The sequence below is a fragment of the Herbaspirillum sp. 1173 genome (genome assembly GCF_031455335.1).
Classification (GTDB): domain Bacteria; phylum Pseudomonadota; class Gammaproteobacteria; order Burkholderiales; family Burkholderiaceae_D; genus Herbaspirillum; species Herbaspirillum huttiense.
Genome location: NZ_JAVDSP010000009.1, coordinates 1 through 24,491, shown reverse-complemented (window position 1 = coordinate 24,491; position 24,491 = coordinate 1). Strand labels below are relative to the sequence as shown.

Annotated in this window: 20 protein-coding genes; 4 read left to right on the top strand and 16 right to left on the bottom strand. The window is 62.5% G+C overall.

Annotated features, from left to right (window positions below; genetic code table 11):
* The first annotated feature begins 4 nt into the window (after positions 1-4).
* From J2X56_RS22320 to J2X56_RS22310, 3 genes are all read left to right on the top strand, one after another.
* Positions 5-742, top strand: a complete 738-nt coding sequence (locus tag J2X56_RS22320) for a GNAT family N-acetyltransferase (protein WP_310162772.1) — start codon at positions 5-7, stop codon at positions 740-742.
* An 80-nt stretch (positions 743-822) separates the two neighbouring features.
* Positions 823-1,704, top strand: coding sequence for a phenylalanine 4-monooxygenase (gene phhA / locus J2X56_RS22315; protein ID WP_121040618.1), 882 nt, complete (start codon positions 823-825; stop codon positions 1,702-1,704).
* Positions 1,705-2,304: 600 nt separating this feature from the next.
* Positions 2,305-5,901 carry an indolepyruvate ferredoxin oxidoreductase family protein gene (locus J2X56_RS22310; protein WP_310162769.1) on the top strand — a complete coding sequence of 1,199 codons (3,597 nt, stop codon included), beginning with the start codon at positions 2,305-2,307 and terminating at the stop codon, positions 5,899-5,901.
* A 34-nt stretch (positions 5,902-5,935) separates the two neighbouring features.
* On the opposite strand, the gene prmC is transcribed toward J2X56_RS22310, so the two are convergent.
* From prmC to J2X56_RS22230, 16 genes are all read right to left on the bottom strand, one after another.
* Complete coding sequence (prmC, locus tag J2X56_RS22305; protein WP_209584406.1) at positions 5,936-6,769, bottom strand: peptide chain release factor N(5)-glutamine methyltransferase; 834 nt, start codon at positions 6,767-6,769, stop codon at positions 5,936-5,938.
* On the bottom strand, positions 6,769-7,263 hold the full coding sequence (locus J2X56_RS22300) for a disulfide bond formation protein B (protein WP_034331943.1): 495 nt from the start codon (positions 7,261-7,263) through the stop codon (positions 6,769-6,771). Before J2X56_RS22300 ends, prmC begins: the two co-directional genes overlap by 1 nt.
* A 185-nt stretch (positions 7,264-7,448) precedes the next feature.
* Positions 7,449-8,528 (bottom strand): peptide chain release factor 1, encoded by a 1,080-nt coding sequence (prfA, locus tag J2X56_RS22295; protein ID WP_034331945.1) that lies wholly within the window; start codon positions 8,526-8,528, stop codon positions 7,449-7,451.
* A gap of 107 nt (positions 8,529-8,635) precedes the next feature.
* Positions 8,636-9,928, bottom strand: a complete 1,293-nt coding sequence (hemA, locus tag J2X56_RS22290; protein WP_252696523.1) for a glutamyl-tRNA reductase — start codon at positions 9,926-9,928, stop codon at positions 8,636-8,638.
* Positions 9,929-10,204: 276 nt separating this feature from the next.
* Positions 10,205-10,906 carry a response regulator transcription factor gene (locus J2X56_RS22285; protein WP_034340459.1) on the bottom strand — a complete coding sequence of 234 codons (702 nt, stop codon included), beginning with the start codon at positions 10,904-10,906 and terminating at the stop codon, positions 10,205-10,207.
* A 121-nt stretch (positions 10,907-11,027) separates the two neighbouring features.
* Positions 11,028-11,297, bottom strand: a complete 270-nt coding sequence (gene minE / locus J2X56_RS22280) for a cell division topological specificity factor MinE (RefSeq protein ID WP_006465131.1) — start codon at positions 11,295-11,297, stop codon at positions 11,028-11,030.
* A gap of 1 nt (position 11,298) precedes the next feature.
* Positions 11,299-12,114 carry a septum site-determining protein MinD gene (minD, locus tag J2X56_RS22275; RefSeq protein WP_039783678.1) on the bottom strand — a complete coding sequence of 272 codons (816 nt, stop codon included), beginning with the start codon at positions 12,112-12,114 and terminating at the stop codon, positions 11,299-11,301.
* A 72-nt stretch (positions 12,115-12,186) separates the two neighbouring features.
* Positions 12,187-12,984, bottom strand: a complete 798-nt coding sequence (gene minC / locus J2X56_RS22270; RefSeq protein ID WP_310162761.1) for a septum site-determining protein MinC — start codon at positions 12,982-12,984, stop codon at positions 12,187-12,189.
* A 310-nt stretch (positions 12,985-13,294) separates the two neighbouring features.
* Positions 13,295-14,434 carry a BMP family ABC transporter substrate-binding protein gene (locus J2X56_RS22265; RefSeq protein WP_034332727.1) on the bottom strand — a complete coding sequence of 380 codons (1,140 nt, stop codon included), beginning with the start codon at positions 14,432-14,434 and terminating at the stop codon, positions 13,295-13,297.
* Between the two features lie 89 nt (positions 14,435-14,523).
* Entirely contained in the window at positions 14,524-15,444 is a 921-nt protein-coding gene (locus tag J2X56_RS22260; RefSeq protein ID WP_034332726.1) for an ABC transporter permease, read from the bottom strand.
* Positions 15,445-15,460: 16 nt separating this feature from the next.
* Positions 15,461-16,555 carry an ABC transporter permease gene (locus J2X56_RS22255; RefSeq protein WP_034332725.1) on the bottom strand — a complete coding sequence of 365 codons (1,095 nt, stop codon included), beginning with the start codon at positions 16,553-16,555 and terminating at the stop codon, positions 15,461-15,463.
* Entirely contained in the window at positions 16,548-18,098 is a 1,551-nt protein-coding gene (locus J2X56_RS22250) for an ABC transporter ATP-binding protein (protein WP_310162756.1), read from the bottom strand. The genes J2X56_RS22255 and J2X56_RS22250 overlap by 8 nt, the downstream gene beginning before the upstream one ends.
* A gap of 179 nt (positions 18,099-18,277) precedes the next feature.
* Complete coding sequence (locus tag J2X56_RS22245; protein ID WP_051057499.1) at positions 18,278-19,057, bottom strand: ABC transporter permease; 780 nt, start codon at positions 19,055-19,057, stop codon at positions 18,278-18,280.
* Positions 19,058-19,085: 28 nt separating this feature from the next.
* Entirely contained in the window at positions 19,086-19,871 is a 786-nt protein-coding gene (locus tag J2X56_RS22240) for an ABC transporter ATP-binding protein (RefSeq protein WP_088755050.1), read from the bottom strand.
* A gap of 44 nt (positions 19,872-19,915) precedes the next feature.
* The gene (locus tag J2X56_RS22235) at positions 19,916-20,950 is read right to left on the bottom strand and encodes an ABC transporter substrate-binding protein (RefSeq protein WP_121040606.1); all 1,035 of its coding nucleotides are present in this window, start codon (positions 20,948-20,950) and stop codon (positions 19,916-19,918) included.
* 300 nt (positions 20,951-21,250) lie between these two features.
* Positions 21,251-22,333, bottom strand: a complete 1,083-nt coding sequence (locus J2X56_RS22230) for a porin (RefSeq protein ID WP_121040605.1) — start codon at positions 22,331-22,333, stop codon at positions 21,251-21,253.
* Between the two features lie 719 nt (positions 22,334-23,052).
* On the opposite strand from J2X56_RS22230, the gene J2X56_RS22225 reads away from it, so the two are divergent.
* Complete coding sequence (locus J2X56_RS22225) at positions 23,053-24,297, top strand: urate hydroxylase PuuD (protein ID WP_121040603.1); 1,245 nt, start codon at positions 23,053-23,055, stop codon at positions 24,295-24,297.
* Positions 24,298-24,491 lie beyond the last annotated feature (194 nt).

Genomic DNA, 24,491 nt, shown 5'->3' with positions numbered 1-24,491 from the left:
CACGATGAGCCATCCCCTGTCCCGTCTCCTCCAGCGCTTGCGTGGCCAGCAATCCGGCTTGCCGCCTGCACAGCCGGAGAAGCAGGACAAGCCCAACGTCTTCGTCAAGGAGCTCTCGCCGCGTGCGCGCCGCCACCTGCTGCGCCATTTCCTCGCGCTGGAAGAAAAGGATCGCCTGCTGCGCTTCGGTTCCAAGCTCTCCGATGAGATGGTGACGCGCTACGTGGAGGGCATCAACTTCGAGCGCGATACCGTCTTCGGCGTCTATGACCGCCGCTTGCGATTGCTCGGTGTGGGCCACCTGGCCTTCGCGCCCAAGGAGAGCACGCGCATCAGCGGTGCCACCATCAAGCCGGTGGTGGCCGAGTTCGGGGTCTCGGTGACGGCCGCCGCGCGTGGGCTCGGGGTGGGCACACGCCTGTTCATGCGCGCTTCCGTGCACTGTCGCAATGCCGATGTCGATACGCTGTACATGCACTGCCTCTCGTCCAACAAGGTCATGATGCACATCGCCAAGAAGGCCGGCATGGAAATCCACCGCGACTATGGCGAGGCCGATGCCTACCTCAAGATCAAGCCTGCCAACTCGGCCACGGTGTTCCAGGAAGCGCTGGAAGAGCAAGTTGCAATGTTGGACTATATCGTCAAGGCCAACTTCAAGGCACTGCTGAAATGGGGCGCGCGCGTGACCGGTATCGGTGCCAAAAAGAAGGACAACGGCACGCCGCCGCCTGCTGCCTGACGCGCTGCTTGCGCGAACGCACATGACCATCCCGTGCCGGGAGCGCATAATATGCGCCTCACTTTGATAACGGGTATGCCATGAGCACCAATCCCAACACCGATGATTTCTTCGCCACCGTCGCCACCAAGTCCGATAGCGGAGCCTTGCGCGGCGACTACAGCCAGGCCGACGCCAACTACGTCGTGGCCCAGAACTGGGAGGGCTACACGCCCGCCCAGCACGCGCTGTGGCGTCGTCTCTATGAACGCCAGGCCAAGTTGATTCCGGGTCGCGCCTGTGATGTCTTCATCGACAGCCTCAAGGCGCTCGATGTCTCGCAAGGCATCCCGCGCTTTGACCGCACCACCGAAGCACTCTTCAAGGCCACCGGCTGGCAGCTGGTGGCGGTGCCGGGCCTGGTGCCGGACCACACCTTCTTCGAGCACCTGGCCAATCGCCGCTTCCCGGTCACGGTGTGGCTGCGTGAAGAGCACGAGTTCGATTACATCGTCGAGCCCGATCTGTTCCATGACTTCTTCGGCCATGTCCCGCTGCTGTTCAATCCGATCTTCGCCAACCACCTGCAGGAATACGGCAAGGGTGGCCTCAAGGCGCTCAAGCTCGACGGGCTGGCCTATCTGGCGCGCCTGTACTGGTACACCATCGAGTTCGGGCTGATCCAGAGCAAGGAGGGTTTGCGCATCTATGGTGCCGGCATCCTCTCCTCGGGCGGCGAGGTCGAGTACTGCCTCTCCAGCGACCAGCCGCGCCGCGTGCCGTTTGAAGTGGAGCGCATCATGCGCACGCTCTACAAGATCGACACCTATCAGGAGACCTATTTCGTGATCAAGGATTTCGAACAGCTCTTCAACGATACCGCGCCGGACTTCACGCCGCTCTACGAGCGGCTCAAGCAGCAGGAGGCCCTGCCGGCCAATACCTTGCTGCCGGGCGAGACCAATTTCCCGCCCAATCGCTGAAGATGACATCGCTGCAAGCAAGCGCTCAGGAAAGCCGGACATGCGTCCGGCTTTTTTTTTGTGCCCGGCAGAAGCGCACATAAAAAAAGCGGATCCGACAGGGGAGGCCGGATCCGCGAGCTAGTGGTGCTTTCAACACTAGAGGGGAGGAACCTTGCACAGTAACGGATACCAATCAATCGCTGTTCAAGTGAGGTCTATTAAACGTCAGCGGCCGAGCTGGTCCAACGGCTTTTACGGGCTGTTACATTCACGTCTTGCTTGTAACACTTGGGGCGTCCGCAGCCCTTTTTTTTCAGCCGGAAATGTTGTTGTTTTTCGCTTTCCGGCATTTTCTTCTCCGCAATGCAGTGAATGCCGCAGGACTTGCGGAAACAGTTTCCCGCAAGACAAAAAAGCCCGGAAACCCTGCTGCGGCGCGCGTAGCGGGCCGGTCACCCTTGTGCTAACTTGACCCCACAACTTGAAGACACCCGGTTCACAAGACTGAGGTGTTCCCGATTCCCGACAGATCAGCGTAACTGCACAGCGACAGGGTGCGGGGCGTGACTGGCGGGAGCATGTGCAAGGCAAAAACAAGATTTTTGGCACGGAGACCACATGAACGCACCCCTACCCGCCGGGCAACGCCTGCTGCTGGACGATGTATCCCTGGACGACAAATATGCACTGGAGCGCGGCCGCGTCTTCATGACCGGCATTCAGGCGCTGATCCGCCTGCCGATGCTGCAGCGGCAGTACGATGAACGCGCGGGCCTGAACACCGCCGGCTTCATCACGGGCTATCGCGGCTCCCCCTTGGGCTCGGTCGACCAGACCGCCGAGAAGGCGCGCAAATACCTGGAAGCCAAACAGGTCAAATTCCATCCCGGCATGAATGAAGACCTGGCCGCCACCAGTGTGTGGGGCACGCAGCAGGTCAATCTCTTCAAGGGCGCGCAATACGACGGCGTGTTCTCGCTGTGGTACGGCAAGGGCCCGGGGGTCGATCGTTGCGGCGATGTCTTCAAGCACGCCAACATGGCAGGCACCTCCAAACACGGCGGCGTGCTGGTGATCGCGGGCGATGACCACGCCGCCAAGTCCTCTACCGCCGCACACCAGAGCGAGCACATCCTCAAGGCCTGCGGCATTCCGGTGCTCTATCCGTCGTCGGTGCAGGAGTATCTCGACTACGGCCTGCATGGCTGGGCCATGAGCCGCTACACCGGCTTGTGGGTGGCAATGAAATGCGTGACCGACCTGGTCGAATCGGGCATGTCGGTGATGATCGATCCGGAGCGCGTGAAGATAGAGTTCCCGGACTTCGAACTGCCGCCCGATGGTCTCAACATCCGTATGCCGGATACGGTGCTGGGCCAGGAAGCGCGCATGATCAACTACAAATGGTATGCCGCCCTCGCTTACGCACGTGCGAACAAGTTGAACCGCATTATCTGGGACAGTCCGCGTGCGCGCATCGGCATCATCACTGCCGGCAAGTCCTACCTCGATACGCGCCAGGCGCTGGAAGACCTGGGCATCGATGAACAGGTCGCCGCCGACATCGGCATCCGTCTCTACAAGGTCGGCATGACCTGGCCGCTGGAAGCCGAAGGCGTGCGTGAATTCGCGCAGGGTCTGGATGAGATTCTGGTGGTCGAGGAGAAGCGGCAGATTCTTGAATACCAGTTAAAGGAAGAACTCTACAACTGGCGCGACGATGTTCGACCCCGCGTGGTCGGCAAATTCGATGACACCGGAGAATGGAGCGGTTCGCAGCGCGAAGGCCATGGCAACTGGCTGCTGCCGGCCACCTATGAACTCAATCCGGCGCAGATCGCACGCGCGATTGCCACGCGCATCTCGCGCTACTTCGCCGGCCATCCGGTGGAGCAGCGTGTGCGCACCCGCGTGGCCTATCTCGAAGCCAAGGAAGCGGCCCTCAACATCAGCAGCAAGCCCGATCCCGACAAGGATCGCGTGCCGCATTTCTGCTCGGGCTGCCCGCACAACACCTCCACCAAATTGCCCGATGGCAGCCGTGGCCTGGCCGGTATCGGTTGCCATTACATGGTCACCTGGATGGACCGCGAGACCAGCCTCTTCACCCACATGGGCGGCGAGGGCGTGACCTGGGTGGGACAGGCACCGTTCACGACGGAAAAGCATGTCTTCGCCAACCTCGGTGATGGCACCTACTTCCATTCCGGCCTGCTGGCAGTGCGCGCCTCGGTCGCGGCAAAGGTCAATATCACGTACAAGATCCTGTACAACGATGCGGTGGCCATGACCGGTGGCCAGGAGTTCGATGGCCCGCTCGATCCGGCCATGATCTCGCGCCAGCTGGCCGCTGAGAACGTGCGTCCCATCATCGTGGTCACCGATGAGCCGGACAAGTATCCGGCCGGCACCCAATGGGCCGAGGGCGTGACCATCCGGCATCGCAGCGAACTCGATGCCGTGCAGCGCGAACTGCGCGAACAGCCGGGGGTGTCGGCCATGATCTATGACCAGACCTGCGCGTCGGAGAAGCGCCGTCGTCGGAAACGCAATGCCTATCCCGACCCGGCCAAGCGCGCCGTCATCAACGAGGCGGTGTGCGAAGGCTGCGGCGATTGCAGCGTGCAGTCCAATTGCCTGTCGGTGGAGCCGCTGGAAACCGAGTTCGGCCGCAAGCGCCAGATCAACCAGTCTTCCTGCAACAAGGACTATTCCTGCGTGAACGGCTTCTGCCCCAGCTTCGTGACGGTGGAAGGTGGCCAGCTGAAGAAGCCGGTACGCGCCAAGACGCCATCGGGTCCGGCCTTGCCGACACTGCCGGAACCGGTCCTGCCGGGGCTGGCCCAGCCTTATGGCATCGTGGTCACCGGCGTAGGCGGCACGGGCGTGATCACCATCGGCCAGATCATCGCCATGGCGGCGCACGTCGAAGGCCGCGCCTGCTCGGTGCTCGACATGAGCGGGCTGGCACAAAAGGGCGGGCCGGTGATGTCGCACGTGCGCGTGGCCGAGGACCCGGCGCACATCCAGTCCACCCGCGTGGGCACCGGCATGGCTGACCTTGTGATCGGCTGCGACGTCATCGTCACTGCAGGCCGCGATGCCCTCTCGCGCATGGGCGAGGGGCGTACCCATGCAGCGGTCAATTCGACGCAGATGCCCACTGCCGCGTTCGTCCGCAATCCGGACTGGCAATTCCCCACTGCCTCCAGCGAAGGCGAGATCGCCAAGGCCTGCGGCCGCGACAATCTTTCACTCATTGATGCCGGCCGTATCGCTACGGCGCTCATGGGCGATGCGATCGCGACCAACATGTTCATGCTCGGCTATGCCTGGCAAAAGGGCTGGGTACCGTTGTCGGAAGCGGCCCTGTTGCGCGCCATCGAACTCAACGCGCTGCAGGTGGATTTCAACAAGCAGGCCTTCGCCTGGGGCCGCGTAGCCGCGCATGATGTGGACTTCGTGCTGGCCGCCGCGAGCCGCAACGGCATGACGGCGCAGGTGATCGAATTCAAGCGCACGCCGACCCTGGATGAACTGGTGGAGCGCCGCGTGGCCTTCCTCATCGATTACCAGAACGCCGCCTATGCGCGCAGCTATCGCGATGCCGTGGAAGAAGTGCGTGCGCGCGAGAGCACGCTGGGTGAGGCGGCACGCGGCTTCAAATTGAGCCGTGCGGTAGCGACCAGTCTCTTCAAGCTCATGGCCTACAAGGATGAGTACGAAGTCGCGCGCCTCTATACCGAGCCGGCCTTCCGCGCCAAGATCGCCGGCATGTTCGAGGGGGATTACAAGCTGCGCTTCCACCTGGCCCCGCCGCTGCTGGCCAAGCGCGACGACAAGGGACACCTGCGCAAGCAGGCCTTCGGCAGCTGGATGATGCCAGCCTTCGGCGTGCTGGCCAAGCTGCGCTTCCTGCGGGGTACGGCCTTCGATCCTTTTGGCTACACCGATGAGCGCAGACAGGAGCGGGCGCTGATCAGCGAGTACCGTGCCACCCTGTCACGCCTGCTGGCAAAGCTCACGCCCGAGAACCTGGAACAGGTCGTCGCCGTGGCCCGCATTCCGGAAGAGATTCGCGGCTATGGCCACGTGAAGGAACGCCATCTGAAAGCGGCCATGCAAAAGCAGGCTACCTTGCTGGCGCAACTGGAACAGGGCGTCTCAACCGGTCAGCCGCACTCGCCGCAAGGAGGCGGCAAGCGGGCGGCCTGAGAGAGCAGGAGGAAAGCCAGAAACGGTCAGCGGATCAGGCCAGGCGGCCGCCGCTGACCCGTTCGATACCGGCCAGGTCGCGCCAGCTCCGGACTTCCTTGAAGCCGGTGCCGGAGAGCAGTCCGCGCACCGCAGCGGCCTGGTCGTAACCATGCTCCATCAGCAGCCAGCCGCCGGGCAGCAGATGCGCCGGTGCGCCGTCGATGATGCTGCGCAGGTCGGTCAGGCCATCAGCGTGATCGGTGAGCGCATCGACCGGTTCGAAGCGCAGGTCACCCTGGGAGAGATGCACATCCCCTGCGACGATATAAGGCGGGTTGGAGGCGATCACTGCAAAGCGCTGATCCTGGGGCAGGGCGGCGTACCAGTCGCTTTCCAGCAGCGTCAGGCGGACCTGGTTGGCGGTGGCGTTTTCACGTGCGATGGCCAGTGCAGCAGCGCTGGCATCCAGTGCCGTCACTACCGCATCGGGCCGCGTATGGGCAATGGCGATGGCAATCGCCCCCGAACCGGTCCCCATGTCCAGCAGCGCCGCGCCTTGCGGCAATCTTTCCATGGCCAGTTCCACCAGCAGCTCGGTATCGGGCCGGGGGATCAACACATCCGGCGTGACGCGCAAGTCCAGTCCATAGAATTCGCGCTGGCCGATGATGTAGGCAATCGGCTCGCCACGCAGACGACGGGTGTAGAGGGCCGTGAGCGCCTCCGATTCAGCGGCATCGAGGCGCCGTTCGGATTGCGTGATCAGTTGCACGCGCGTCATGCGCAGCGCGTGGCACAGCAGGATGCGGTTCTCCAGCGGCTCCAGCGGCGCCGTCTTCAATACGGTGGCCAGCGTACAGCCGGCATAGCTGGAGAGCGGCTCCATCACTTCCAGATGGTGGTGCGCGGGGCGCGCTTGAACAGTTGCACGGCCAGCACCAGGGCCAGCACGCCGAACCAGATCAGCGACCAGGTCGGGATCTGCAGGCCGAACACCGGGGGCCAGGGGGCCGAGCAGAAGCCGTCGGCGGTGAACATCTGCGGCCACAGCTTGGCCGTGGGCAGCTGGTTGAGCGCCGTTTCCAGCGGATCGGTGGTGCAGGAGACACCCGGATGCGCCTTTACGTACAGATGCCAGATCGCGGTGCCGGCGCCAGCCAGCGCGGCCAGCAGGCCCAGGCCGGCGCTGCCGCGGCGGGCGGCTTCGGGCATCAGGGCACCGATCAGGGCGAAGGCGCCGACCAGCACGAACATGTAGCGCTGGATGACGCACAGCGGGCAGGGCTGCATTTCTTCGACGATCTGCAGGTACATGGCAACGCCCAGCAGGGCAGCGCACACCAGCGCCACCAGCAGGAAAACCGCTTTGGATGATTTCATGGTTGAGGATTCAGAGATTCATTAATGGGGGAATGCGTCGGGGCAGTTCGATGGGCGGGACCACGCGGATGATCCGGCGGTTTTTTTGCCATGACGCGATTGTAGAGAAGTCCGGGCCTGCGTGCATGCTGCCCGCGCAGGCAAAGGCACTCTGAACGGATCCCCCCGGCTTGGTTCCGTTGGCCTCAGTCGTCGCCCAGCTGGGCCAGCAGTTCAGCCTGGTGCTCGGTGATGAGGGCATTGGTCAGTTCGTCCAGGTCGCCATCCATGATGAAATCGAGCTTGTAGAGCGTCAGGTTGATGCGGTGGTCGGTCATGCGCCCCTGCGGGAAGTTGTAGGTGCGGATGCGCTCGCTGCGATCGCCCGAGCCGATCAAGGACTTGCGGGTGGCGGCTTCCTTGGATTGCTGCTCGCGCAATTGCACGTCCTTGATCCGTGCTGCCAGCACTTTCATGGCCTGCGCCTTGTTCTTGTGCTGGCTGCGGTCGTCCTGGCATTCCACCACGATGCCGGTCGGCAAGTGCGTGATGCGCACCGCCGAATCGGTCTTGTTGATGTGCTGCCCACCAGCCCCGGAGGCGCGATAGGTGTCGATGCGCAGGTCGGCCGGGTTGATGTCCACATCCTCGACTTCATCGGCTTCAGGCATCACGGCCACCGTGCAGGCGGAGGTGTGGATGCGGCCCTGGGTCTCGGTGGCCGGCACGCGTTGCACGCGGTGGCCGCCGGATTCGAACTTCAGGCGCGAGTAGGCGCCGAAGCCGGCGATGCGTGCGATCACTTCCTTGTAGCCGCCCAGTTCCGATTCCGAGGCCGAGACGATCTCCACCTGCCAGCGCTGGCGTTCTGCATAGCGGGTGTACATGCGCAGCAGGTCGCCGGCGAACAGGGCTGATTCGTCACCTCCGGTTCCGGCGCGGATTTCCAGGAAGATGTTTCGTTCATCATTGGGATCCTTGGGCAGCAGCATCTTCTGCAGATCCAGCTCCAGCGCCTCCATGCGGGCCTTGGCGCCATCGATTTCTTCCTGGGCGAAAGCCTTCATGTCGGGGTCTGACAGCAGCTCGCCGGCGGTGCGGATATCTTCACTGGCCTGCACATAGTCGTGGTACAGCGCTACCAGCGGGCCCAGTTCGGCGTGTTCGCGGGTCATCTTGCGGAAGTTGTCCATGCTGGACGTGGCATCTTCCTGGGCCAGCAGGCTGTTGAGCTCTTCCAGCCGTTCGGCGAGCTGGTCGAGTTTGGCGAGCATTGAGGGTTTCATGAGGTCGGGAAGTCAGTATCGGTCAGCAATGAGGGGGACGACGGCAGCCGTCGGCGACGACGCGAGGTTGCCAGCCGCAGGCAGCGGCCAGCGCGGCGGGAGAGGCGCTAACGCTTGGCGCGGAACAGTTGCGGCAGCAGCGAGACCAACTGGCTGCGCTGTTCACCCTGGGCGTGGTGCAGGGCCTGTTGCGGGCCGTGCAGGAACTTGGCGGTCAGGCCCTTGGAGAGGGCGTCCAGCACCGCTTCCACATCCTCGCCCTTGGCCAGCATGCGGCGTGCGCGCTCCAGTTCGGCCAGGCGCAGGGCCTCGCCGGTTTCGTGCAGGTCCTGGATCAGCGGCACCATGGCGCGGCTGTCGATCCAGTGCATGAAGGATTGCACCCGGGTTTCGATGATGGCTTCGGCCTGCGCGACCGCAGCCTGGCGGTTTTCGACGCCGCTTTGCACCACCGAGGCCAGGTCGTCCACGGTGTAGAGGAAAACGTCATCCAGGCGGCCGACTTCGGCCTCGATATCGCGCGGCACGGCCAGGTCGACCATGAAGATGGGTTTGTGGCGGCGTGCCTTGACGGCCCGTTCCACCAGCCCCAGGCCGATGATGGGCAGCTGCGAGGCGGTACAGGAGACCACGATGTCGAAGCTGGCCAGCTGCGCCGGCAGGTCGGCCAGGCGGATGGCACGGCCGCTGAAGCGATGGGCCAGGGTTTCGCCGCGCTCCATGGTGCGGTTGGCCACCGTCAGGGTCTTGGGATTCTGGGCCGCGAAGTGCGTGGCGCACAGTTCGATCATCTCGCCCGCGCCGATGAAGAGCACGTTCTGGCCGGAGATCGAATCGAAGATGCGCTGCGACAGGCGCACGGCAGCGGCGGCCATCGAGACGCTGTGCGCGCCGATTTCGGTGGTGCTGCGCACTTCCTTGGCCACCGCGAAGGTGCGCTGGAAGAGCTGGTGCAGATAGGTGCCCAGGCCACCGGCGGCATCGGCCTGGCGCACTGCATCCTTCATCTGGCCCAGGATCTGCGGTTCGCCCAGTACCATCGAGTCCAGCCCGGAGGCGACGCGGAAGGCATGGCGCACGGCATTATCCTGCGGCAGCGAATAGAGGTAGGGACGCAGGTCGGCGTAGGGAATGTGGTGATACTCGGCCAGGAACTGCGCGGTACGGTCGATGGCGAATTCCACCCCGTCTTGCCCGGCGGCCGCAGCCGCATACAGCTCGGTGCGATTGCAGGTGGAAAGGATGGCGGCTTCGCCCGCGGCCACGATCTTGTCATTGCCGCCAAACCACGCACGCGCGGACGCCACCGCCTGACCGATCTGGTCAGCGGGGAATGCCACTTTCTCGCGCAGCGAGACCGGCGCGGTAGTGTGGTTGAGTCCGACGGCGAGCAAATGCATGGAGGAATCGACTATAAGGCAGCAGTGCCGATGAGCTGGGAAATTGCACTTCTATGGCTGTGAAACTGAATGAAAAGCGTACGAAACAATGCAATTCGTACAAAATCAGACAGATTCGGCCCCGGTTTTGGGAATAATTATACTCTTTGCCCACTTTCGGGTTGGGGCGCCCGCTGATAATCGGTATATGTCCCTGACATGGATCAGGCTTGGCGCAGATGGCCGGGGTGCCGATGCAACACTCTCCGGCTGGCCTGCGCGAAGGCTCCCGGCGTGTTATTCCAGCCGCTCCAGCTGGTAGCCGTAGCCGTAGACGGTGGCCAGCTGGTAGCCATTGCCGGGATGCAGCTTGAGCTTGGTGCGGATGCGCGAGACGTGGGTATCGATGGTGCGGGTCGGGGTTTCCGGCTCGGCCCCCCAGATGCGTTCCTGCAGGAAGGCGCGCGACAGCGGGCGTCCCAGGTGCTGCATGAACAGCAGCGCCAGTTCGACTTCCTTGCGGGTGAGCGTGGCATCCAGGCCGGGCCGCTCGGGATGGGTGATGCGCAGGCGCGCCAGGTCGACCATGAAGCCGCCGGCTTCCACCACGCTGGGCGGGGCTTCGTAGGGCTGCGCGGCCAGCAGCAGCAAGTCCAGCCGCAGGGCCAGTTCCTGGCGGTCCACCGGCTTGACCAGGAAATCATCGGCCCCCGCCATGCGCAGGTTGCGCAGCCAGTGCTGATGAGCCGGCGTGCACAGCAGCAACACCACCGGCCGCGCCTTGGAGGCCGCCGGCGGACGGTGCTGCTGGACCAGCATGGTGACCGCATGCTGGTGCCGCTGCAGGTCGTCCAGATCCAGCACGACCAGGTTGGCGCGGTCGGCACAGGCGGCAGCAAAGCCTTCGACGCCGCTGTAGACCTGGCAGTCATGGCGATCGGCCAGCTGCGTGACCAGGGTCACGGTATCGGCGTCTTTGGAAAGGATCCCGATTTTCATTGCATCAGTTCAGGGCAGCAGTAAAAGGCAGTCAACGCGCAGGGCCCGGGTGTGGTGGACCGTATTGGCAAAAAGGGCAGCCGAAGCTGCCCTTTTTTCATGCAGAGTGCGGTATGTGCGCTCAGGCAGCCGGTACGTCGCTGTCAGGCAGCACCACGTTCACATCCAGCACTTCCAGGTTGCCCTGGCGGTCCAGCGAGATCTTGATGTCGTCGGCGTTGACCTTGGTGTACTTGGAGATGACCTCGATGAGTTCCTTGTGCAGGGCCGGCAGGAAGTCCGGGCCCTGGCGGCCGTTGGAACGCTCGCGGGCGATGATGATCTGCAGCCGCTCCTTCGCCGCCACCGCACTTTTGGGCTTGCTGGGGAACAGGAAAGAAAGCAGGGACATGTCACTTACCTCCGAAGATGCGCTGCAGGAAGCCCGGCTTTTCGTAGGTGGTGAAACGCAGCTCGACGGTCTCGCCGAGGAAGCGCGACACCACGTCCTGGTAGGCCTGGGCCACGTCGCTGTCCTTCATGTGGATGGCGGGGGAGCCCTGGTTGGAGGCCTGCAGCACGGTTTCCGATTCGGGGATGATGCCGATCAGTGGAATGCGCAGGATTTCCTGCACATCCGTATAGGACAGCATCTCGCCGTCTTCCACGCGCTTGGGCGAGTAGCGGGTGATGAGCAGGTGCTCCTTGACCGGCTCGCCGCCCGAGGAGGCGCGGCGCGACTTGGCCTGGATGATGCCGAGGATGCGGTCCGAGTCACGCACCGACGACACTTCCGGGTTGGAGACCACCACGGCTTCGTCGGCAAAGGTCAGTGCCATCACCGCACCGTGCTCGATGCCGGCCGGGGAGTCGCAGATGATGTATTCGAAGTCCATCTTGGAGAGGTCGTTGAGGACACGCTCCACGCCTTCTTCGGTCAGGGCGTCCTTGTCGCGGGTTTGCGAGGCCGGCAGGATGAACAGGTTGTCGCAGTGCTTGTCCTTGATCAGGGCCTGGTTCAGGGTGGCTTCCTTGTTGATCACGTTGATCAGGTCGTAGACCACGCGGCGCTCGCAGCCCATGATCAGGTCCAGGTTGCGCAGACCGACGTCGAAGTCGATCACGGCCGTCTTGTGGCCGCGCATGGCCAGGCCCGATGCGAAACTGGCGCTGGACGTCGTTTTGCCGACGCCGCCCTTACCCGAAGTCACAACGATGATTTTTGCCACGAAAAACTCCTTAAGAAGAACAGTACGCCGGCGGTTCCGGCTGGATTCGTTTAAATGATTTACGCCGCAGCCTTACGATGCCGCCATTGGCAGCACGTCGATGCGTTCGCCCTGCAGGCGCACCTGCACCTGCTTGCCGGCGAGTTCGGGCGCATGACCGTTCTCGAAGGTCCGATAGACCCCCGCAATGGAAACCAGTTCCGCTTCCAGTGAAGCGGCGAAGATGCGCGCGGTCGTATTGCCCGACGCACCGGCCAGGGCACGGCCGCGCAGCGGTGCATAGACGTGGATGCAGCCATCGGCGATCAGCTCGGCACCGTTGTTGACCACGGCCAGCACCACCAGGTCGGCACCGCGCGCATAGATGCGCTGGCCGGCGCGCACCGGGGTATCGATGACCACGGTGTTGGCCACCGGGGCCGGGGCGGGCTGGGGAGCAGGTGCGGCAGGAGCCGCCGGTGCTGCGGGGGCGGCTGCCGGTGTCGGTGCCGGCTCGGCTTGCTGGGCTGCCGCCTCATGCGCACGTGCATTGGCGGTGCCGGCACCGGCCACGGCCGAGTTGTCGATGGCCAGGCCCTGGGCGACGATGCCGCCGTGCAACTCTTCCGGCGCATTGCGCACGGCCACGGTATTCAAGCGGAAGCGCTTGAACAGGGCCACCACGGCGCTCCAGTCGATGGCCGCAGCGGCCGCCGCATCCAGGGTGCCGATGTCCAGCACCGCGAATTCGTCTTCGAAGAAATCGGCGACGCCGCCAGTCATTTCCTTCAGGGCTTTTTCCAGCGAAGTCGGATCGGTTTCATGCAGGATTGCCGAAATGGCAACTACAGTGGAAATTTTGATTTCGATCGGTTTGCGCGTTTTTTGCATAAATCCTGTAGTTCAATGCGGCGGAAAGTGAAGGAAAATGCAGGCTTTCCACCCGGTTTGGCTGTGCATTATACAGGCTGGATGCGGCTGCGATAGCGGTGGAGCGGGGGTTTTCGGCGAGCCGATAGTAAGGCGGCCAAGACTGTTCGGAGATTCGGCAAAAGTTGCAGCCGTGAAGATTTCTGAGAGAAAAGTAACCCGGCGAAAGCGCACTTTGCCAAAAAAAAGCCGCCGGCACCTCGCGATGTCAGCGGTCTTCATCAAGCTTGTCCCGGCGCCTGACAGCAGCGCCGGGTGAGGAAACCGGCAATCAGCCCGGTACCTTGCCGTCCACGCCCTCGACGTAGAACTTGATGCCATGCAGGAAGCCGTCATCGGCCACGGCGTCCTTGCCCAGCACTTCCTTGCCGGCGTTGTCCTTGATCGGACCCTTCCAGATCGGCGCCGAGCCGTCGACGATGCCCTTCTTGCGCTCTTCCACCAGCGACTTCACGTCGGCCGGCAGTTCAGGATTGAAGGCGGCCAGGTCGATGCCGTTTTCCTTCAGGCCGATCCAGCTGGTGCTGCTCTTCCACGAGCCATCCAGCACGGCTTGCACGCGCGCCGTGTAATACACGCCCCAGTTGATGATGGAAGCAGCCAGGTGGGCCTTGGGGCCGAAGCTGGTCATGTCGCTGTCCCAGCCGAAGGCATACACACCCTTTTCCTGCGCGGTCTGCACCACGGCCGCGGAGTCGGTGTTCTGCATCAGCACATCCACGCCCTGGCCGATCAGGGTGGTGGCGGCTTCACGTTCCTTGCCCGGATCGAACCACTTGTTGACCCACACCACGGCGGTGGTGGCCTTCGGATTGACCGAACGCGCACCCAGGGTGAAGGAGTCGATGTTGCGGATCACTTCAGGAATCGGCACCGAGGCCACCACGCCCAGCTTGCCGGACTTGCTCATCTTGCCCGCGACCACGCCGGCCAGGTAAGCGCCTTCATAGGTGCGCACGTCGTATTGCGCCAGGTTGTCGGCGGTCTTGAAGCCGGTGGCGTGTTCGAACTTCACATCCGGGAATTCCTTGGCGACCTTGAGCATCGCTTCCATGTAGCCGAAGGTGGTGCCGAAGATCAGCTTGTTGCCATCGGTGGCCAGCTGGCGGAAGACGCGCTCGGCATCCGCTGCGGATTCAGGAATGTTTTCCACGAAGGTGGTCTTGACCTTGTCGCCGAATTTTTCTTCGACCGCCTTGCGGCCCTTGTCATGCGCAAAGGTCCAGCCGGCGTCGCCCACTGGGCCGATGTAGACGAAGGCCACCTTCAGCGGATCAGCCGCCGGTGCCGCAGCAGCCGGCGCAGCAGCGGGCGCGGCGGCAGCGGGTTCTTCCTTCTTGCCGCAACCGATCAGGGTTGCTGCCGCCAGGGTGGCGAGCATCGTCAAGGATGCCCTGCGCGAAATCTTCATTGTGTTCTCCCTCAAGGTCAGTGGATAAATGCAGGTGCTGCTACAAAAACGGAATAAACGATTTAAACGATATAAACGGTATAAATAGTTCAGGAGGCGCCCGGACGGAACGGCTTGCCCAGCGAGGCCGGCATGTTCAGGCGGATCCAGTCTGGGTTGCGCGAGATCAGCGCCAGCACCACGATGGTGGCCAGGTACGGGGCCATCGACAGGATCTGCGAGGGCACCGTCACGCCCATGCCCTGCAGGTAGAACTGCGCGATTGTAACGCCGCCGAACAGCAGCGAACCCAGCAAGACCCGTGCCGGACGCCAGGTGGCGAAGGCGGTCAGGGCCAGCGCGATCCAGCCGCGTCCGGCCACCAGGCCTTCGACCCACATCGGGGTATAGACCAGCGACATGTAGGCACCCGCCAGGCCGCAGCAAGCACCGCCGAACAGCAGCGCCAGATAGCGGATGCCACGCACCGAATAGCCCAGCGCATGCGCCGATTCCGGCGACTCGCCCACGGCACGCAAGACCAGCCCGGCCCGTGTGCGATACAGGAACCAGATGCTGGCCAGGCACAGCGCGAAGGCCACATAGCTCATCCAGTGCTGGTGGAACAGCGCCTTGCCGAGGAAGGGAATATCACCCAGCAGCGGAATCGAATTCGGTTGCGCCGGCAGCGCCAGGCCGACGAAACGCTGGCCGACGAAGGCCGACAGGCCCGCGCCGAAGATCGACAGCGCCAGGCCGGTCGCGACCTGGTTGGTGGCCAGGCGCAGCGCCAGCCAGGCGAAGAGCGTGGCCATGAGCATGCCGCAGACGGCGCCGGCAACAAAGCCGAGCAGCGGGCTCTTGGTGGCATAGCCGACCGCAAAGCCGGCGATGGCCGCCACCAGCATCATGCCTTCGGCACCCAGGTTGAGCACGCCGGATCGTTCATTGATCAACAGCCCGATGGCCGCCAGCAGCAGGGGCGTGCCGGCATTGATGGAGGCTGCGATGAGAGGAGCGAGTTGTTCCATGTCCTGTCCTGATTCCTTAGACTTTCTTTTTCCACGCCAGGCGGTAATCGATGAGCGTATCGCAGGCCAGCAGCAGGAACAGCAGCATGCCCTGGAATACGCCCGTGATGGCCGAAGGCAGGCCCAGGCGCGACTGCGCCAGCTCGCCGCCCAGGTACAGCAGCGACATGATCAGCCCGCCCAGGATGGCACCCACCGGATGCAGGCGGCCGATGAAGGCCACGATGATGGCGGCGAAACCATAGCCCGGCGACACCGACGGCAACAGCTGCCCGATCGGACCGGCGATCTCGAAGGCCCCGGCCAGTCCGGCGAAGGCTCCCGAGATCAGCAGCGAGACCCACAAGGCCGACCGTGCCGAGAAGCCCGCATAGCGCGCCGCATGCGGTGCCACGCCACCGACCATGAGCGAGAAACCGCGCAGGCTGCGCATCATGAAGATGGCCATCAGGATGGCCGCGACGATGGCCACCGCAAAGCCGATATGCAGGCGCGTGCCCGACATCAGCATGGGCAGCATGAATTCGCCGGAGAACACCTTCGACTGCGGGAAGTTCATGCCATTGGGATCCTTCAGCGGACCATTGACGGCCCACATCAGCAGCAGCTGCGCCACATAGGTCAGCATCAGCGAGACCAGGATTTCATTGGCATTGAACTGGTCGCGCAGGTAAGCCGTGATGGCCGCCCACAAGGCACCGCCGATGACGCCGGCCACGATCATGAGCACCAGCCCCATGCCGCCGGAAATGCCGTGCCCCGGCACATCCAGCCACACCAGCATGGCGCCCGAGCAGAGCGCGCCGACCGTGAACTGGCCTTCGGCACCGATGTTCCAGATGCTGGCGCGGAAGCACACTGCCAGCCCCAGCGCGCACAGGATCAGCGGCACGGATTTGAGCAGCAGCTCGCTGATGGCGCGCTTGCCATTGAACGGGTCAACCAGGAACACCTTCAGGCCGGCCAGCGGATCCTTGCCCAGTGCCAGGAACAGCAGCGCCCCCAGGAAGAGGGTGGCGACGATGGCGATCACCGGCGACAGATAGGTCATGGTCTTGGACGGCGCACCGCGCAGTTCAAGCCGCAGCGGGAAGCTCATGCGTTCAGCCATGGCTCACCTCCGCCGCAGCGGCTGCCGGTTCGTCCCACAGGCCGCTCATCCACACGCCCACTTGTTCGCGCGTAGCCTGTTCGATGGGGATGGAGGGCGACAGACGCCCCTTGGCGATGACGTGCAGGCGATCACATAATGCGAACAATTCGTCAAGTTCTTCCGAGATCACCAGCACTGCACAACCTTCCTGTTTCAGTTTCAAGATTTCGCCGTGGATCTGGGCGGCGGCACCGACGTCCACCCCCCAGGTCGGCTGGGCCACCACGAAGACGGCGGGTTTGCGTTCCATTTCGCGGCCGACGATGAATTTCTGCAGGTTGCCGCCCGAGAGGCTCTTGGCCGGGGCATCCGGTCCGGCTGCCTTGACCTTGAAGCGTTCGATGATGGAGGCCGCAGCACGGCGCGTAAAACCGAAGTCGATCATGCCGCGCTTCACGTAGGGCGCTTTCTGGTGCGACAGCAGCATGTTGGCCGTAAGCGAAAGCCCAGGCACGGCACCGCGCCCCAGGCGTTCTTCCGGCACCAGGCCCAGGCCCGCCGCGCGGCGCGGATTGGGCGAGAGGTCGCCGACGGCCTTGCCGGCCAGCATGATCATGTTGGGCGCAGCGCGCTGGTCTTCGCCCGAGAGCGCCGCCAGCAATTCCTGCTGGCCATTGCCGGAGACCCCGGCGATACCGACGATTTCACCTGCGCGCACTTCGCATTCGATGTCTTTCAGTTCGGTGGCAAACAGATGCGCCTTGGGCAGCGAGAGACGATTGACGTGCAGCTTGCGTTCATTGCGCAGCGAATCGGGATTGCGTTCGCGCTGCAGGCGCACCAGTTCGTCGCCGATCATCATGCGTGAAAGGCTGGCGCTGCTCTCATTGCGCGGATCGCAGTTGCCGGTCACGCGGCCACCGCGCATGACGGTGGCGCTGTGGCACAGCGCGCGGATTTCGTCGAGCTTGTGGCTGATGTAGAGGATGCTGCAACCCTCGTCGGCCAGGCGGCGCAGGGTGACGAACAGTTTTTCCACCGCCTGGGGCGTGAGCACCGAGGTCGGCTCATCCAGGATCAGCAATTGCGGTTCGGTCAGCAGCGCGCGCACGATTTCCACGCGCTGGCGTTCACCGACCGACAGCGTATGCACGTGGCGCTGCGGTTCCAGTTCCAGTCCGTATTTTTCGCCGGTGCGGGTGATGCGTTCGGCCAGTTCCTTGAGGTCGGTCTTGGCATCCAGGCCCAGAGCGATGTTCTCGGTCACGGTCAGCGTATCGAACAGCGAGAAATGCTGGAACACCATCGCAATGCCCAGCTTGCGCGCCACCTGCGGATTGGCGATCTGCACGGTCTCGCCGTTCCAGCGCAGTTCGCCGGCATCCGGCTTGACCGCGCCGAAAATGATTTTCATCAGGGTGGACTTGCCCGCGCCGTTCTCCCCGAGCACGGCGTGGATCTCGCCGGGCGCCACCGCCAGGCTGACATCGTCATTGGCCAGCACGCCCGGGTAGGCCTTGCGCACATGGCTGATTTCAAGACGGAGTGGAACTGCGCTCACGTGATTTCCCTGTGGTGATGAATGTGGTCATGTCGAAATGCAACGCGGTCCGCGTGCCTGCGGCCGCCGCGAGCGCCCCTGCGGCTCGCACGCGCGACATCATAGACAAATTGCGCCGCGCCGCATACCGCTTTTGCCGGGTTTTGCGCCCCTGTTGCGGCGTTACGGCCCGATTTACCTCATTTTCCCCGATGCGCCCAGCCGGTGGTGCGTTTCTCGATGATGGCAAACAGCTCGTACATGGCCATGGCCATGGCCCCGATCACCACCAGTCCGGCAAAGGCCAGCGGCATCTTCATCGACGATCCGGCCGAGACCAGCAGGTAGCCGATGCCCTGGTTGGAGGCATTCATTTCCGACACGGTCGAGCCCACGAAGGCCAGCGTGATGGCCACCTTCAGGGAGGCAAAGAAATACGGCATCGAACGCGGCAGGCCGACCTTGAGCAGGATGTCCATGCGGCGCGCGCCCAGCACGCGCAAGACGTCTTCCAGCTCCGGTTCCAGCGTGGCCAGGCCGGTGGCGATGTTGACCATGATGGGGAAGAAGGAGATCAGGAATGCCGTGAGGATGGCCGGCCCCGCGCCGATGCCGAACCAGACCACCAGCACCGGCACGAAGGCCGCCTTGGGCAGGGCATTGAAGGCCGTCATGAGCGGGTAGGCGGCGGCATACAGCACGGGTGAAGATCCGATCACGAAGCCCAGCGTCACACCGACCGCCACGGCGATGGCGAAGCCCACCATGGTGACCCAAAAGGTCGAGAGGGCATGTTCGGTGATCGGGCCGGCGTAATCCACCATGGCCTGCAGGATGGAAGCGGGACTCGGAAAGATGAAGTCGGAGACCTGCCACACGCTGCAGATGAATTGCCACACGCCCAGGATGGCGAGCAGCAGGATCCAGGGCGCCAGCGTGGTGGCGGCGCGGTTGAGTTTGCCGTTGAACGGAGTTTTCATGAGTTTCCTTGGCCGGGCCGTGTGAGGGTCAGGTATTGCGCACGTGGCCGATGTGCTCGCGCAGTTCATGCACCAGCGCGTTGAAGCCGTCGGTATAGGTGGTTTCCAGCGGGCAGGGACGCGGCAGCGGGTTTTCCCGCCGCACCACGATGCGGCCCGGACGCTTGCTCATCACATAGATGGTGTCGGCCAGGAAGGCCGCCTCGCGCAGGTCGTGCGTGACCAGGATGACGTTGAAGCGGCGCTCGGCCCACAGGTCGCGCAGTACGCACCACAGTTCTTCGCGGGTGAATGCGTCGAGCGCGCCGAAGGGTTCATCCAGCAGCAGCATCTTGGGCTCATGAATCAGCGCGCGGCAGATCGAGGCGCGCTGCTGCATGCCGCCCGAGAGTTGCCACGGGAATTTGTCGGCATAGCCATCCAGGCCCACGGTCTTGAGCAGCTTGAGCGCACGCTCTGTGTACTCGGCCTTCTTCTGCTTGAAGTCGCGCCGGTAGGGCTCGACGATCTCCAGCGGCAGCAGCACGTTTTCCAGCGTGGTGCGCCAGGGCAACAGGGTCGGGGCCTGGAAGGCCATGCCCACGAATTTGAGCGGCCCCGTGACCGTCTGGCCATTGATGACGACGCTGCCGCGATTGGGCTGCTTCAAGCCGGTGGCCAGCTTCATGAAGGTGGACTTGCCGCAGCCGGACGGCCCGACGATGGCGATGAATTCGCCGGCGCGGGTCTGCAGGTCGATGTCTTCCACCGCAAATTCGGCGGCGCCATCATAGGCCAGGTAGACGTGGCGGAAATCGACGAAGGGTTCGCTCATGAATGCTTCAGTCAAGGATGAATTTGGTAAACGATATAAATGATTTACTTGGGGAACACGTCCAGCTCGGCCTTGCTCGGCAGGAAGCTGCCATTCCAGATCTTGTCGGCGTTGACGCGGGTCTTGGTGCCGTAGGCGTCCGAGACTTGCGAGGCCATGAGCGTCAGGCGCGGGCTGTAGACCTGTCCGTAGCCTTCCGCCTTGGCGTGCGGCGTGGCGATCGCGCTGGCGATGGCCAGTTTCAGGCGGCGCAGTTCCAGCTTTTCATCGATGAGGCCATCGCGTTCCTTCAGGACCTTGATGGCGGCTTCCGGATTGGCCATCACATCGCGGCTGGCCTTGGCGAAGGCGCGCAGGAAGCCTTTGATGGCTTCCGGCTTCTGCTTGACCATGGTTTCGGAGGCGATGATGGTATTGCCGTACAGGCGCACGCCGTAGTCCGGGTACATCATCACGTTGATGTCTTCATCCTTGATGCCGCGCGCATTCAGGTTCAGGAGCGAGGTGAAATAGAAACCGGTGATGGCATCCACGTCGCCGCGTGCCAGCATGGTTTCGCGCAGCGGCGGGTCCATGCTGGTCCATTGCGCCTTGCTGGCATCGAGGCCATTGGCCTTGGCGAAGATAGGATAGGCGCGGCGGCCGGCGTCGAACACCGGTGCGCCCAGCTTCTTGCCGGCCAGGTCGGCGGGCTTCTTGATGCCGGATTTCTTGAGCGAGAACACCGCGGCCGGGGTGTCGTTGTAGACCATCATCACGGCCACCGGTTTGCCCGGGGCATCGGGATTGTTGGCGGTGAATTCCATCAGGGCGGCCATGTCGGCAAAGCCCATGTCATAGGTGCCGGAGGCCACGCGGTTGACCGCATTGCCGGAGCCGTTGCCGGCGTCGATGGTGACATCCAGTTTTTCCTGCGCGAAGTAGCCCTTGGACTTGGCCACCAGGAACAGGGCGGCCGGTCCTTCAAAGCGCCAGTCCAGCTGGAATTTGATTTTGGTGTCCTGGGCAAAGCTGGGCGAGGTCGACAGCAGGCCGAGCAGCAGCGCCGCCAGGCAACCGAGGAAGCGGAAATGACGCATGGGGAAATCTCCCGAAAAGCGATTGAAAAAAGAAGATGGAAACCGCAACGCGCGCGCTATTTGGTCGTGGAAACGATAGCGTTCAGAGTGCCGGCGGCGCGTTCCGGTAATGCGGTTCCCACCGAAGTACTGCCTCAAGATCACGCCACGGCTAGAAGGAGTCGCCGCGACGGCTACGACGCTTGTAAAACCTGCTGCACGATCACCGCATGACCGGAGTCCACGCCATCGGAAACGGGTGGCGCGTACTCCAGTTTGAACTTGCCGCAATTGCGGTGTGTTCAATATGCGGACATGCCGTTAGAAGCGATGGCGGATTCCCAGGCCGAACGATGCTGCATTGCTTTGGCTGGAGATCTTGTCGTTCATGACGATCGCGTACACGTCGGTGCGCTTGGACAGGAAGTAGTCGTAGCCGACTGAGGTGGTATTGCGCGACACGTCGCCGGTGGTCAGCAGATCGCCGGTGCGTTTGGTGCGAGCGATGGCGGCCAGGATGGAGCCATTGCCTACCGGGATCGACAGGCCTGCGCTCATTACCTTGTCCTTGGCTTGCGACGCGCCAGCGGTGGTGTCCTTGCTGGTCTGGTAGGTGCCGTACAGCTTGATCACCTGGAAGTCATAGGTCGCGCCGAGCATCCAGGTTTTCTGGCGATTGATGGAAGCGAAGGGGGTGGTGGCGTCAACGACAGCCGCACCGGAATTGGGGTTGCTGACCTGCGCATCGAAGTACAAGGCGGTCAGTGCCAGACCACCGTTGAAGTAGAGCGCGTTGACACCGATGTTCTTTTTGCCGTTATCGCCAGCCACTTCACCGAACTGATAGTGCAGGTTGGCTTGCAGGCCACCGAACTTCGGAGTGGTATAGATGACTTCGTTGCTCCAACCGCTGTCAGCTGCGTTTGCTTGGGGCCAGGTGCGCGCACCGAAACTTCCCGACGGGGTGTAGACGTGCAGTACCAGCGGTGAGAAGGTAAAGGAGTCGCCAAACGGGTTGAACAGCACGGTTGGCAGGAAGCTTGGTGCGAGACCGCGTCCCAGGGAGACTTTGCCGAACTCACCTGACAGGCCGATGTTGGCATCGCGCGAGAACAGGTTGTCTCCGGAGAAGCGGCCATAGGCACCGGTATCTGTCTGGAAGAACGAGGTCAGGGCAAATTCTGCCCTGAGACCGCCGCCCAGATCTTCAACACCCTTGAAGCCGATCCAGGAGGTGGTCATGCCGCCAGAACCGACCGAGGACTTGCTTCCGGTATCGCCACTGTTTTTCATGCTGCCGACGTAAGCGTCGACGAGGCCGCTGACAGTGACGGATGATTGCGCCATTGCACTGCCGGCCATCAGGCAGGCTGATAAAGCCAGTGCCAAACGAGTTTTCTTCATTGATCTCCCCTGTTGATAAAAAATGGGTGTCGGAAAGCTGATCCGACGATTTCACCGTGTTGCGCATGACAGGAGGTAATGCCGCTCTCCCGATCCACCTGCCGTGCGGGTTCAGCAACGCCAATTAGCAGATATCGTGCCAACCGGGTATTGCGGGCCGGGCGCTGATATTGGAGGGCGGGCGGGACTCATCAGCCCGGCCCCCTGCACAAGGGGAGAGGTGGTTCTGACTGAGGTTATTGTGAGGTGCGACAATCAATTGTCGTATGCGTCGGCAGTTGGCTTACATTTTGTTGACAATGTTTTCTGATCAATTGCAACAAGTTGGTGCCTTCGCTGCACTGATTTTGACGGCATGCACTAAAAAAACATGCTTGCCAGGCAGGCTGGCGATGGCCTTGATCTGATCGTGGAGGTATCGCCTGGGAGCGGGTTGACGCTTATCTGCAAAAAGCACTTTGGGCTATAAAGATCGCCACATATTGTGAACAAAAAATATTGCTATTGTGCACAATCTGCGCTTGGATTCTCCAAGCGTCAGCTGGGCTGCTGTTGGTTTGGGTTGCTCGGTGGGATTAAGCCTGTTGGCAATCGGGATGCAGACTTGTTCGCAAGCGGACGTCGGTGTTTTTCTCATCCCGGCACCATTTATGCTTGAACCTTTGGCTGGGGCATTTTCGCCCTCCAGCCTTACTACTACATGAGGACGCATTTCTGACATGGAAGCCTACCTTCTCGATTGGCTCAATCTTCTGCTGCGCTGGCTGCACGTGATCACGGCGATTGCCTGGATCGGGTCTTCGTTCTATTTCGTCTGGCTGGACAACAGTCTGGTGGCACCGACCGATCCTGAGCTCAAGGAGAAGGGCGTCGGCGGGGAGCTGTGGGCGGTGCATGGCGGCGGTTTCTACAATCCGCAAAAGTATCTTCTTGCACCCAAGGTGTTGCCGGAGCATCTGCACTGGTTTTATTGGGAGTCCTACAGTACCTGGCTGTCGGGCTTTGCCTTGTTTTCGCTGTTGTATCTCTTCAATGCGAACGTCTTTTTGGTGGATCGCAATGTGTTCGACATGTCGGCGTCGATGGCGGGCGGGACGGCGATTGCCTTCCTGGTCTTCAACTGGCTGATCTATGACGCGATCTGCAGCACCATCGGGGATCGGCCGGGGGCGGATCGGCTGGTCAATATTCTGGTCGGGTTGCAGGTGATCGTTTCGGTTTGGGCAGCCTGCCATCTGTTTTCGGGGCGGGCGGCGTTCCTCATCAGCGGGGCTTCCCTTGCCACCATCATGAGCGCGAACGTGCTGGTGTGGATCATTCCGGGGCAGCGCAAGATGGTGGCCTCCATGCGCGCCGGGCAAGCACCCGATCCGATTCATGGCAAGCGCGGCAAGCAGCGTAGCGTCCACAATACTTACTTCACCTTGCCGGTGCTGTTTGCCATGCTGTCCAATCACTACAGCATGACTTACAGCGCGCCGCATAACTGGATTGTCTTGTTGTGCATCATGGCCGCTGGTGCCTTGATCCGGCAGTTCTTCGTGTTGCGGCACAAGGGGGTTTACAACTGGTGGTATCCGGGGATTGCTGTTGCACTGCTGCTGGCGGTGATCTTGTGGATGAGCCCTGCCATGCAGTCCAAGCCGGTGGCTGCTGTTGCTCCTTCTTCCTCTGCTGCTCCTGCTCCTGCTGGCGAAGCTGTGGCTGCAGGGTCGTTTGCCCAAGTCCAGCAAGTCATCCAGGCACGATGCATCCAGTGCCATGCCGCCAAACCTACCCTCATGCCTGTGCCCGGCAAAGGCGTGCTGCTCGATTCGCCTGAACATATCTCCCAGCACGCTCAGCAGATCTATCAACAGGCTGTCGTGCAGAAAGCCATGCCCTTAGGGAACATGACTCAGATCACCGACGATGAACGTGCCATCATCGGGAAGTGGTTCGAAAGCGGCGCTCCCGTTAAGTGATGTTTTGAGTGTGGTGTTGCCTTGGCTTCGGGCTTTTCTGGTTGTTAGGTTTGGGGCAGTCTGCACGGATTGCTTTCCTGCGCTCTAGCTTAATTATTATCTCTCTCCGGTCGGAAGAACGCGCCGGGAGCGGCCCGGCAGCCGCTCACTTTTCTTGTCTCGCCAAGAAAAGTAAGCAAAAGAAGGCGACCCCA

Bases quoted from the DNA above. Each gene is read 5' to 3' on its own strand.
- J2X56_RS22320 (WP_310162772.1), top strand. From the start codon at position 5: ATGAGCCATCCCCTGTCCCGTCTCCTCCAGCGCTTGCGTGGCCAGCAA.
- phhA (WP_121040618.1), top strand. From the start codon at position 823: ATGAGCACCAATCCCAACACCGATGATTTCTTCGCCACCGTCGCCACC.
- J2X56_RS22310 (WP_310162769.1), top strand. From the start codon at position 2,305: ATGAACGCACCCCTACCCGCCGGGCAACGCCTGCTGCTGGACGATGTA.
- prmC (WP_209584406.1), bottom strand. From the start codon at position 6,769: ATGGAGCCGCTCTCCAGCTATGCCGGCTGTACGCTGGCCACCGTATTG.
- J2X56_RS22300 (WP_034331943.1), bottom strand. From the start codon at position 7,263: ATGAAATCATCCAAAGCGGTTTTCCTGCTGGTGGCGCTGGTGTGCGCT.
- prfA (WP_034331945.1), bottom strand. From the start codon at position 8,528: ATGAAACCCTCAATGCTCGCCAAACTCGACCAGCTCGCCGAACGGCTG.
- hemA (WP_252696523.1), bottom strand. From the start codon at position 9,928: ATGCATTTGCTCGCCGTCGGACTCAACCACACTACCGCGCCGGTCTCG.
- J2X56_RS22285 (WP_034340459.1), bottom strand. From the start codon at position 10,906: ATGAAAATCGGGATCCTTTCCAAAGACGCCGATACCGTGACCCTGGTC.
- minE (WP_006465131.1), bottom strand. From the start codon at position 11,297: ATGTCCCTGCTTTCTTTCCTGTTCCCCAGCAAGCCCAAAAGTGCGGTG.
- minC (WP_310162761.1), bottom strand. From the start codon at position 12,984: ATGCAAAAAACGCGCAAACCGATCGAAATCAAAATTTCCACTGTAGTT.
- J2X56_RS22265 (WP_034332727.1), bottom strand. From the start codon at position 14,434: ATGAAGATTTCGCGCAGGGCATCCTTGACGATGCTCGCCACCCTGGCG.
- J2X56_RS22260 (WP_034332726.1), bottom strand. From the start codon at position 15,444: ATGGAACAACTCGCTCCTCTCATCGCAGCCTCCATCAATGCCGGCACG.
- J2X56_RS22255 (WP_034332725.1), bottom strand. From the start codon at position 16,555: ATGGCTGAACGCATGAGCTTCCCGCTGCGGCTTGAACTGCGCGGTGCG.
- J2X56_RS22245 (WP_051057499.1), bottom strand. From the start codon at position 19,057: ATGAAAACTCCGTTCAACGGCAAACTCAACCGCGCCGCCACCACGCTG.
- J2X56_RS22240 (WP_088755050.1), bottom strand. From the start codon at position 19,871: ATGAGCGAACCCTTCGTCGATTTCCGCCACGTCTACCTGGCCTATGAT.
- J2X56_RS22235 (WP_121040606.1), bottom strand. From the start codon at position 20,950: ATGCGTCATTTCCGCTTCCTCGGTTGCCTGGCGGCGCTGCTGCTCGGC.
- J2X56_RS22230 (WP_121040605.1), bottom strand. From the start codon at position 22,333: ATGAAGAAAACTCGTTTGGCACTGGCTTTATCAGCCTGCCTGATGGCC.
- J2X56_RS22225 (WP_121040603.1), top strand. From the start codon at position 23,053: ATGGAAGCCTACCTTCTCGATTGGCTCAATCTTCTGCTGCGCTGGCTG.